At 58.3% G+C, this 10677-nt stretch carries 12 protein-coding genes; 8 read left to right on the forward strand and 4 right to left on the reverse strand.

Going from position 1 to position 10677, the window contains the following annotated elements; genetic code table 11:
- The first annotated feature begins 43 nt into the window (after positions 1-43).
- Genes AC4OVU_RS18795 through AC4OVU_RS18825 form a run of 7 tightly spaced genes read left to right on the forward strand, consistent with a single transcriptional unit; the run spans position 44 to position 6822 of the window.
- Positions 44-577: a fimbrial protein gene (locus tag AC4OVU_RS18795; protein WP_017382406.1), complete on the forward strand. Its 534-nt coding sequence runs from the start codon at positions 44-46 to the stop codon at positions 575-577.
- A gap of 46 nt (positions 578-623) precedes the next feature.
- Positions 624-1334, forward strand: coding sequence for a fimbria/pilus periplasmic chaperone (locus AC4OVU_RS18800; protein ID WP_045336403.1), 711 nt, complete (start codon positions 624-626; stop codon positions 1332-1334).
- Between the two features lie 60 nt (positions 1335-1394).
- On the forward strand, positions 1395-4019 hold the full coding sequence (locus tag AC4OVU_RS18805) for a fimbrial biogenesis usher protein (protein ID WP_063150847.1): 2625 nt from the start codon (positions 1395-1397) through the stop codon (positions 4017-4019).
- Complete coding sequence (locus tag AC4OVU_RS18810) at positions 4020-5027, forward strand: fimbrial protein (RefSeq protein ID WP_023295472.1); 1008 nt, start codon at positions 4020-4022, stop codon at positions 5025-5027. It begins immediately after the preceding gene.
- A gap of 9 nt (positions 5028-5036) precedes the next feature.
- Entirely contained in the window at positions 5037-5582 is a 546-nt protein-coding gene (locus AC4OVU_RS18815) for a fimbrial protein (RefSeq protein ID WP_193547454.1), read from the forward strand.
- A gap of 9 nt (positions 5583-5591) precedes the next feature.
- Entirely contained in the window at positions 5592-6113 is a 522-nt protein-coding gene (locus AC4OVU_RS18820) for a fimbrial protein (RefSeq protein ID WP_017692635.1), read from the forward strand.
- Positions 6106-6822 (forward strand): fimbria/pilus periplasmic chaperone, encoded by a 717-nt coding sequence (locus AC4OVU_RS18825; RefSeq protein ID WP_023295473.1) that lies wholly within the window; start codon positions 6106-6108, stop codon positions 6820-6822. The genes AC4OVU_RS18820 and AC4OVU_RS18825 overlap by 8 nt, the downstream gene beginning before the upstream one ends.
- Before the next feature lie 34 nt (positions 6823-6856).
- Here AC4OVU_RS18825 and AC4OVU_RS18830 read toward each other — a convergent pair whose 3' ends face one another.
- Positions 6857-7459: a helix-turn-helix domain-containing protein gene (locus AC4OVU_RS18830; RefSeq protein ID WP_032655173.1), complete on the reverse strand. Its 603-nt coding sequence runs from the start codon at positions 7457-7459 to the stop codon at positions 6857-6859.
- Positions 7460-7501: 42 nt separating this feature from the next.
- Between AC4OVU_RS18830 and AC4OVU_RS18835 the strand changes: the two genes are divergently transcribed.
- The gene (locus tag AC4OVU_RS18835; RefSeq protein WP_284965205.1) at positions 7502-8191 is read left to right on the forward strand and encodes a B3/B4 domain-containing protein; all 690 of its coding nucleotides are present in this window, start codon (positions 7502-7504) and stop codon (positions 8189-8191) included.
- Positions 8192-8485: 294 nt separating this feature from the next.
- Here the strand turns inward: AC4OVU_RS18835 and lsrG are convergent, their stop codons facing one another.
- From lsrG to lsrB, 3 genes are read right to left on the reverse strand one after another with little or no spacing between them, the layout of a single operon-like run.
- Complete coding sequence (gene lsrG / locus AC4OVU_RS18840; RefSeq protein WP_017694768.1) at positions 8486-8779, reverse strand: (4S)-4-hydroxy-5-phosphonooxypentane-2,3-dione isomerase; 294 nt, start codon at positions 8777-8779, stop codon at positions 8486-8488.
- Positions 8776-9663 carry a 3-hydroxy-5-phosphonooxypentane-2,4-dione thiolase gene (gene lsrF / locus AC4OVU_RS18845; RefSeq protein WP_110292316.1) on the reverse strand — a complete coding sequence of 296 codons (888 nt, stop codon included), beginning with the start codon at positions 9661-9663 and terminating at the stop codon, positions 8776-8778. The genes lsrG and lsrF overlap by 4 nt, the downstream gene beginning before the upstream one ends.
- A gap of 11 nt (positions 9664-9674) precedes the next feature.
- A complete protein-coding gene (lsrB, locus tag AC4OVU_RS18850; protein WP_017382416.1) occupies positions 9675-10676 on the reverse strand; it encodes an autoinducer 2 ABC transporter substrate-binding protein LsrB in 1002 nt (333 codons plus the stop codon).
- Between the last annotated feature and the right edge of the window lies 1 nt (position 10677).

A 10677-nucleotide genomic window follows, 5' to 3' on the forward strand; every position in this document is an offset into this window, starting at 1 on the left:
GCGGGCGGAGAAGCGTTGTCCGGCAAGCGTTAGAGAGTTCGCAATGCAGCAATCCATAAATCGGGCGCTGCTGATAGCCGGCACTGCGCTTTTTGCCGTATTGCCAGCCGCGGCAAAGGACGATGGAAGCGTGACCTTTCAGGGTCAGGTCGTCAATGCGGCCTGTTCCGTCAGCATGGATTCCCAGGATCAAATCGTGCATATGGGACAGGTACGCAATAGCCAGTTCATCGCCGCCGGTGACTGGGCCAAACCGGTACCCTTCTTCATCACGCTGGAAGCATGCGACACCAGCGTAAGCCAGCGCGCCGGGGTGCTGTTTAGCGGCGAGTCTGACGGCAACGATCCCCAGGTTTTTCGCGCGGGCTATGGGCCTGGCGCCGCCACCGGGATTGGTATCGGTCTATTCGATGCGATGGGGAACCTGGTAAAGCCAGACACCGCGCCCCCCTGGTACAGACCTTTGCAGGACGGTGAAAACCGGCTGAGCTATATCGCCAGGTATCGCGCTACCGAAGATAGCGTCAACGCTGGTACCGCGAACGCGCAGGTCTGGTTCATCGTTTTTTACCAATAACTGACTCACAGGCAAGAAGCCTGACACATGAGAAACTGAGGGAACAATGCGTATCATTACATCACGCTGTAAACTGACTCGTCTGATAGCTGGCGCGCTAACGGCTCTGTTCGCGATGGGGATGGCCGGTTCTGCCAGCGCAGGCGGTATCGCGCTCGGGGGAACCCGGGTGATTTATCCCCAGGGTGATAAGCAGGCTTCATTAGCCATTATTAACTCTTCAACGAATACCACTTTTTTAATTCAGAGCTGGGTGTCCAACGCCGAAGGGGCAAAATCAGCGGATTTTGTCATTACGCCGCCGCTGTTTGTTATCCATCCTAAAAAAGAGAATACCCTGCGTATTATGTACGTGGGCCCCGATCTGCCTGTCGATCGTGAAAGCGTTTTCTATCTGAACAGCAAAGCCATTCCTTCCGTCGAGAAAAATAAGCTTTCCGGTAATACGCTACAAATTGCCACCCAGAGCGTTATTAAACTTTTTATCCGGCCGAAAAAATTGCCGTCGCTCTCTATTGATGCGCCCAAAACATTAACCTGCTCAGTCACCAATGGAAAAGTCACTATTACCAATCCATCGCCTTATTACGTTTCGTTGGTTCAGTTTTTCGTCGGCAGCACGCATCTGGCAAATAACATGGTAGCGCCCAAAAATAACCTGGTGGTGGAGATCCCCGGTGGCGGCACTGGCAGCGTGAGGTTTCAGACCGTTAATGACTTTGGTGCCAACACGCCCGTTCAGTCATGCGCGAAATAAGTCGTATACGGCGTTACGTATGACGTTTTGTCATTAAAAGCCTCGCAGGTAAGGGAAGACATGAAGCGTGTTCAGCCACGAAGATTTAACGCGCTCGTCAGAGCGTCGCTAACGCCGCTGGCGTTGACGATTGCGGGACTCCTTTCGTCCATCACCGTGCGCGCGGAGTATTTTTTTAACCCGGCATTTTTGTCGAGCGATCCTTCCGCCGTGGCGGATCTCTCCCGTTTTTCAACAAATGGCCAGGCGCCGGGCGTCTATCGCGTGGATCTCTGGCTGAATGGGACATTTGTCACCACCCGCGATATCAACTTTATCGCCAGAACCGTAACGGACGGAGCCGTACAGGGCGACGACACGGGGCTAATGGCCTGCCTGACGCCCAAAGCGTATGAAAACCTGGGCGTCAACGTTCAGGCATTCCCGGCGCTGGCCGCCGCGAAAGCCGACAGCTGCGTGGACATTGCCGCCATTATTCCGGCCGCTGCCACTCTCTTTAATTTCGAACAGCAGCGTCTGGAAATCAGCATTCCGCAGGCCGCATTACGCAACAACGCGCGCGGCTATATCCCGCCAGAGCAGTGGGATGAAGGTATTAACGCTCTGCTGCTGAACTATAACTTTAGCGGCTCATACAGCCGCGATCGCAGCGAAAACGGCACAACCCACAAAAGCTATTTCCTCGGCCTGAACAGCGGGGTGAATCTTGGTGCGTGGCGTCTGCGGGACTACTCGACGTGGAACTACTATAACAGCGACGAGAACCGCCATAGCGAATGGGAACATATCAACACCTATCTTGAGCGGACGGTGATTCCGCTAAAGGGCAGACTGACGGTGGGCGATAGCTATACCTCGTCGGAAATTTTCGACAGCCTTCCCTTTCGCGGCGCGCAGATCGCCTCGGACGACAACATGCTGCCAGACAGCATGAAAGGCTTTGCGCCCACCATTCGCGGAATTGCCAAAAGCAACGCGCAGGTCACCATCAAGCAGAACGGCTATAGTCTTTACCAGAGCTACGTTCCGCCCGGCGCCTTCGCCATTAACGATCTCTTCCCAACCTCCTCCAGCGGCGACCTCACGGTAGAAGTGAAGGAGACGGACGGCAGTATCTCCCGCTATTCCGTTCCTTACTCCGCCGTACCGCTCCTCCAGCGCGAAGGGCGGGTGAAGTATGCCCTGACGGCGGCACAGTACCGCAGCAATAACGGTCAGCAGGACGAGGTGAATTTTGCCCAGGGCACGCTGATTTGGGGGCTACCGCAGGGCGTAACCGTCTATGGCGGCTCACAGCTTTCCGGCGATTATCACGCGCTGGCTCTTGGCGCTGGCCTCAATATGGGCAACTTTGGCGCCGTCTCTCTCGACGTTACCCACGCGCGCAGTACGCTGGCCGACGACACCAGCCATACGGGGCAGTCTCTTCGTTTCCTGTATGCCAAATCCCTCAACAAGATGGGTACGAACTTCCAGCTGCTGGGCTACCGCTACTCCACGTCCGGGTTCTATAACCTGGATGAGACAACCTACACACATATGCAGGGCTATACGGGCGATGCGGAGCAGGATGACGCGAATGAGGCCACGAACTGGCTGGACTACTACAACCTCAACTGGACTAAACGCGGCAAGCTTCAATTCAATATTTCGCAGCAGCTAGGCAGGCTCGGCTCGCTGTTCGTGACCGGAAGCCAGCAGAGCTACTGGCACACGGACGACAAAAACACGCTCGTCCAGGTGGGATACAGCGGTACCTGGGCCGGGATCTCATACAGCCTGACCTACAACTACAACAAATCGCCGGGCATGTCGGATAGCGATGAGATTTATGCGATTAACCTTTCCTTCCCGCTTAGCCAGTGGCTTTCACCTGCCAATGACGTCAGCCAGAAGCGGAACTACGCCTATGCCACCTACGGCATGAGCGCCAATAAACATGGAGAAACGTCTCAGAACGCGGGGATTAACGGCACGCTGCTGGCGGAGAACAACCTTAACTACAGCGTGCAGGAAGGTTATGCCAGCCAGGGGGCTGGCTCGCAAGGTTCCGCCAGTCTGGAATACGATGCCGCCTACGGCAACGCCAGCCTGGGCTACAACTACAGCGATAACGGCGATTATCGGGAAGTGACCTACGGCCTGAGCGGAGGCGTGGTAGCCCACCGCAACGGCATCACCTTAAGCCAGCCACTGGGTGATACCAACGTGCTGATTGCCGTACCGGGCGCAGCGGACGTCAGCGTCGAGAATGAACCCGGTATCCATACCGACGGACGCGGCTATGCGGTGGTGCCTTACGCCTCGGCCTACCATCTGAACAGGATGGCGCTGGACATTAACTCCCTCTCAGACGCCATGGATATCGATGATGCCGTCACCAGCGTGGTGCCGACCCACGGCGCCATCGTGCGCGCCACGTTTAACGCCCGTCTGGGCGCACGCGCGCTGGTAACGCTGCGCTACCACGGCAAGCCGGTGCCGTTTGGCGCCATGGTTTCCCGCGACGATAACGGCAGCGACACCATCGTAGGCGAAGAAGGCGAAACCTACCTCTCCGGCCTGAGCCAAAAGGGAGTGTTGAAGGCGCAATGGGGAGAAGGGGCGGATAAGCGCTGTACGGCCAACTACCACTTACCTGAAAGCAAACAGCCGCTGCTGCGGATCACCATGGAGTGTTCATAAATGAAATTAAGGATGATGCTTCTCTCTGCCGCTGGGCTACTTTTTTCGCTGAGCAGCCTGGCCGCAACGTGCAAAAACGCTAACGGCGGAATTTCCATGGTGAATTACGATCTGACCACCACGCTCACCACGGATCAAAACATCAAGGGCAACGGTACAGAGCTGAACCGAACCCAGGATATCCACGTCAACGCCACCTGTCCCCCAGGCAACTGGGAGAAGCGCACCTATCGTACCTATATCTCACCTTTCCCCGTGGTCAAAACGGAAGGCGAGTGGAAATATTTACAGCTTGATCCGGATTATATTATCGGTGCGATGAAAATCCATGATGCCACCATCGGCGATTTTTATCCGCCGGTGGAGTATGTCCACATGGGGGGGCATGAAGAGGTGGATACGGGCGGCGTCTTCCCGGTGAACGACAGCAATCTGACCTTCAAAATACAGATTGTCAGGCCGTTCATCGGCTCGGTCGTGATCCCGCCGAAACTGATGTTTAACGTCTATGTCACCACGACGGAAAATGACCGGCCCACCGTAATCGTTTATCAGATCACCTACAGCGGCGTAATAACCGTCCCGCAAAACTGCGTGATTAACGCCGGGCAAACCGTCACCGTCGATTTTGGGGCACTCTACCACGGCGATTTCACCCAGGCCGGACAGCGACCCGACAGCGTAGCGCCAAAAACCTTTACCGTGCCGATCGAATGCAACGCTGATGTCAACTCACCGGCGCAGCTCACCCTGCGGGTACAGGGGACGGCAGACGCTCGTTTCGCCAACGCGCTGGCGACGGATAACCCGGACGTGGCCGTCGTCGTGACCAGCCCGCAGGGCGAGATCCTGCGGCCAAACGTGTTCTCAAGCAGCGTCCCCTTTACCACGGATATGTCAGGACGCGCGGACGTGACGCTGCAAGCCTACCCCATCAGCACCACCGGGCAGTCGCCAGAGCTGGGCGTCTTCAGGGCGCTGGCGCTGTTACGCATTGATTTCGCCTGAGGAAGCGTAATGACCATTTCATGGAAAAACACCGTATGGCTGAGCGTGGCCCTGTTAAACCCGCCGCTGGTGAAGGCTGACGACACAAGCTTTAACGTGCAGTTTATCGGCACCATCGTTGGGGAATCCTGTAACGTCGATACTAACAGCGCAGAGCAAACGATCGACCTGGGTGAATTTACGATAGAGGAATTTCCGCGCGTGGGCGCCACGACACCGGAAAAGCAGTTTGCCATCACGCTCAAAAACTGCACCCGCGCAATCGGCGGCACGACCGTCTGGTTTACCGGCGACGCGGACGCCAACGATCCCACGCTGCTTGCCCTCTCAGATACGGGAAAAGGGACGCAGCACATGATGGCGACCGGACTGGCAGTCGAGCTGCTCGACAGCGCGCGGGCGTCTGTCCCGATCAATAATACCGAGTCGCCGCTATATCCCCTGCTGCCGGGCGATAACACGCTGACCTTCTTCCTGCGCTATAAATCTACGCTGCCGACGGTCACCACCGGCAACGCCACCGCCGTGATGTATTTCGATCTGCTTTACCAGTAAGGAGACAGAATGACGATCCTGAACAGGTTATTTATCTGTTGCGCGCTGCTGTTGTCAGGCAAGACGCTCGCCCATGACGGCACGGTCTATATTACCGGCGTGGTGAAAGGCAAAACCTGTATTGTCTCCCCCGGCTCGGAACAGCTGGTAGTGGAGATGCATGATGTGGCGGCCCGCCAGCTGGCCGGGCAAAAAAACGAAACGCCCTATGAGCCGTTCACTATTAACCTTGAAGCCTGCGGCGCCGGGTTATCCGCCGTCAGCACCCATTTTGAAGGCACGCCGGACGGTAACAATAGCGATCTGCTGGCCCTGACCGGCGGGCCGGACTATGCAACCGGCGTGGCTATCGGCCTCTATAATCCTGATAAATCGCTGATCGCCATGGGGGATGAAAGCCTGCCGTTCGCGCTAAGCAATGACCAGACCACCCTGGCGCTGCATTTTTACGCCCGCTACCTCGCCGTGACGAACGCCGTTACGCCGGGGGTGGCTAACGCTGCCGCCACCTTTGTGCTGACCTATGCGTGAGGCCAGCCTGCTGAAAAAAGCGGGGATAGCCCTGCTGACCGCCGCGTCTTTCTGGCTCTTGCCTGCTCAGGCCGGGGTGGTGATTGGCGGCACGCGGTTTGTTTATCCTCAGGATCAGCGCGCTATCAGCGTCACCGTGCGCAATAAGTCCTCGCTGCCGTATCTGATTGGCACAAAAATTTATCGCGGCGGCCGATGGCCGGGGGCGCAGCAGCCCCCCGAAGCGGCCACCGCGTGGTTTACCGCGACGCCGCCACTTTTTGCACTCCAGCCCGGACGTGAGAATAAGATCCGTCTGTTTCGCGCCGATGCGCCGCTTCCTGCCGATCGCGAAACGCTTTTCACGCTAAGCATTGCCTCCATTCCGGCCAGCCAGCGTCACAGCGATAACGTTCAGATGGCGGTACGTTCCAGCATGAAGTTTATCTATCGCCCGGAGGGGCTTCAGGGCGAACCGGCGCTGGCCTATCGTCAGCTACGCTGGCAGCTGACCGCCGACGGGCTGACGGTTGAAAACCCGTCGCCTTATTACGTCACGCTGTATCAGCTTTCCGTTAACGGAACGCGGGTGGATAACGCCGGCGTTGTCGCCCCTCTGAGCCAGCGACAAACGGACTGGTGTAAAGGGACTGCCAGATGCCAGCTCACCTGGCAGTCGCTGAGCGACGAGGGGCGGATATTGCCCTCGATCGCCCGCACGGTGAAATAATTGCTCGCGGGGGTATCCTGGCAGCGGACCGACACTAGCGGTGAAACTCCGCTACCGTCATGGTAAAGCGCAGCACTTTTTCTCCCTCATTGGCATAGCCGTGCGCCGCTTCCGTTTTCGCTACCGCCGACGCGCCAGCATTAACCTGTACCACCGTCTCGTCCACCGTCAGGGTTAACATGCCTTCGTTCACGTGCAGCAGCTCAAAGGTTCCCGCCGGATGCCCCGAAGAGGTAAAGCGCTCTCCCGGCTGCATCTCCCACTGCCACAGCTCAATCATGTCCGGGCCTGCGGTGCCTGCCAGCAATCTGGCATAACCGCCCTGTGCGCCCTGCCACAGAACCGGGATCGCCTCTTCCTGAATAATGTGTACCTGCGGCTCGCTGGAGACGTTAACGATGTCTGCCACCGAGACGCCAAGCGCGGCGGCCAGTTTGCACAGAATGGCAATGCTGGGGTTGGCAGCCCCTTTTTCGATCTCCACCAGCATGCCTTTGCTGACGCTGGCGCGGCGGGAAAGCTCGTCCAGCGACAGCTTTTTCTCTTTCCGCCAGCTGCGGATACGGTTCGCCACGGCCAGGCTTACCTGGGCAACATCGGCGCCCGCATCGGTCATTATATTGACTTTATCAGTCATTGGTCACTACCATGGTATAAAACAGTCAATACAGGATTATTTATGTCTCTTCTAACACCGTCAATAGATTCGCGACTTGTCGGGATCGCGCCCGGCTTTCGGGCACTGAGCATTCTGGTTGAAGCTGCCCCGATTACCCAACCGGAGGTTGCGCCCGCTGCGCTGGCGCAGGCCTGCCAGCAGATGCTCAATGATGATGTGCCCTGGGCAGAAAATCATCTCGCCGCCTGGGATGAGGTGTTTAAAGCCTTTGGTGCAAAACCCAAACGTACGCCCTGCTCGGCCTCGGCCCTGCGCAAGCGCGTGATGAGAGACAGTTCGCTGCCGCCGCTCGACCCGGTGGTGGATGTCTATAATGCCATCAGTATCCGCTACGCTATTCCGGTAGGGGGAGAAAATCTGGCGGCTTACTCGGGAGCGCCGCGCCTGACGCTGGCCGACGGCAGCGAGCCGTTTGATACCTTTAAAGAAGGTGAGCCGGTTGTAGAAAATCCGGAGCCAGGCGAAGTTATCTGGCGTGACGATCTCGGCGTCACCTGCCGCCGCTGGAACTGGCGACAGGGGGTACGCACGCGTCTGGACAGCCAGGCGCAATCCATGTGGTTTATTCTCGAAAGCCTGCCGTCGATGCCGCTGGCGGCATTACAGGAAGCTGGCGATGAGCTGGTGAGCAATCTGCAAAAGCTGATGCCGGGCGCGACGGCGCGTATTCAGTTGCTGGAGCTGGCGTGAACAACGCCGGGTGGCGCTTCGCTTACCCGGCCTACAAAATCACCCCCCCCGTACCCGTAGGCCCGGTAAGCGTTAGCGCCACCGGGCAAACACCGCACCATCCCCCGTAGGCCCGGTAAGCGCAGCGCCACCGGGCAAATACCGCACCATCTCGCCCCCGTAGGCCCGGTAAGCGCAGCGCCACCGGGCAAACACCGCACCATCCCCCGTAGGCCCGGTAAGCGCAGCGCCACCGGGCAAACACCGCACCATCCCCCGTAGGCCCGGTAAGCGCAGCGCCACCGGGCAAAGCCGCTACTCCGGCAACAACCCCACAAAACAGCGTTTTTTGCGCGGCTCTGACATCAGCTCTTCAAGCTTATCCACGCACGCCAGATAGTGTGGCGTTTGCTTATGCGCCAGCACCGCCTCTTCGTCCTTATAGGCCTCGTAGATAAAGAAGCGGGTTTTCACCCGCGGGTCCTGCAAGACATCAAAGCGCAGGTTTCCCGGCTCCTTGATGGCCCCCTCGTGGTTGGCGCGAAATACCTCCAGAAACTCGTCTACCCGCTCGGGTTTAATATTAATCTCCACCAGCGTCACGTTCATTTTGCTTCTCCCTGTTTCTCTTCCTGCCAGAACTGGAACGCCTCCCGAGCGCTCAGGTTCTCATGAACCACTTTCTTCACCGCCTTCAGCATGGCGAGCGGCGCGCTGGACTGGAAGATGTTGCGCCCCATGTCCACGCCGGATGCGCCCTGGTCGATCGCGCGCCAGCACATCTCCAGCGCCTCGTGCTCTGGCAGCTTTTTGCCCCCTGCGATGACAATCGGCACCGGGCAGCTGGCGGTCACTTTTTCAAAGCCCTCGTCCACGTAGTAGGTTTTGACGAACTGCGCTCCCATTTCGGCGGCGATGCGGCTGGCAAGCGAGAAATAGCGCGCGTCACGCGCCATCTCTTTCCCGACGCCCGTCACCGCCAGCGTCGGCATGCCGTAGCGCGCCCCCGCATCGACAAGCTTGATGATGTTATTGATCGACTGATGCTCAAACGGGCTTCCGATATACACCTGCGCCGCCACCGCGCAGACGTTCAGGCGCAGCGCGTCCTCCATCGCCACCGCCACGCACTCGTTGGACAGCTCGCCCAGAATCGAGTTACCGCCGGAGGCGCGCAGCACCACCGGTTTGTTGGTCGCGGCTGGCACCTGGCTCCTGAGGATGCCGCGGGTGCACATCAGCACGTCGGTTTCACCAAACAGCGGCGCGATGGAGAGATCGATACGCTCAAGGCCGGTGGTCGGCCCCTGAAAGTAGCCGTGGTCAAAGGCCAGCATCACCGTGCGGTTGCTCTGTGGGTTGAAGATGCGCGCAAGCCTCGACTGCATTCCCCAGTCCAGCGAGCCGCAGCCCTTCAGGGTGTACGGCACATTCTGCTGCGGCGTGCCGATGCCAAAATCCTTGCCGTCTTTGATGTCATCTAAATCAGCCATTTGCTCCCCCGTCAGAAATCGTATTTGTTGATGTTCTCTTTGGTGAACACCACCCGCTCCGGCAGCAGCACGATGCCGTTGCCCTTCGCCTCATACTGGTAGCCCTGCACGCTGTTCGGCTCGACCTTCAGCGTCCCGATATCTTTCACGTCGACGCTGTCGCCAGGGTTAAGATCGCCTTTTTTCAGTAAACGATCGGCGACATTGACCGCAATTTTGCCCTGTTGCACCACATCCCACAGGCCGAAGGCTTTCACCGTGCCGCGCTCAACGTACGGGCGCATCACGTTCGGCGTGCTGAAGCCGACAATCGCCACCCCTTCCCGTTTCAGGTTTTCCGCCGCCTGTGCCGCGGCTGGCAGGGCGTTGGCGTCCGGGGCGATGATCGCATCCAGATCCGGATAGGCTTTTAAGATCCCTTCGGCGGTTTGCAGAGATTTGGTGGCGTCGTTATAGCCAAACTGGGTGGTGACGACCTGCCACTGAGGATGATCTTTCTCGATTTTGGCCTTTGCCTCTTTCACCCACTGGTTCTGGTCGGTAACGGTCGGGCTGGAGTAGAAGAACGCCACTTTCGCGTTCGGTTTGGTGACCTGTTTGCCCGCCATCTCCACCAGCAGGCCGCCGAGCTGCTCCGGCGTTCCCTGGTTGATGTAGATGCTGCGGCACTCCGGTTTGGTGTCGGAATCCCAGGTCAGGACCTTGACTCCGCGCTGCATCGCGCGCTTCAGTGCCGGGCAGAGGCCGTCCGGCGACACGGCGGAGACGATAATGGCGTTATAGCCCTGGTTGACGAAGTTATTGATCAGCTGCACCTGGCCGGAGACGCTCGGCTCGGTCGGGCCGTCGTAGGTCACGTCCACGCCGAGATCTTTCCCCGCCTCTTTCGCGCCGTTGCCGCCGCTGGTGAAGAATCCCACGCCTACCAGTTTCGGGATAAAGGCAATGCGGTCCGCCGCCTGCGCCGAAGCGAAGCTGAGGGCCATTGCCAGGACGAATAGTTTTGTTTTCATC

This window comes from Enterobacter sp. 6722112, assembly GCF_058661685.1.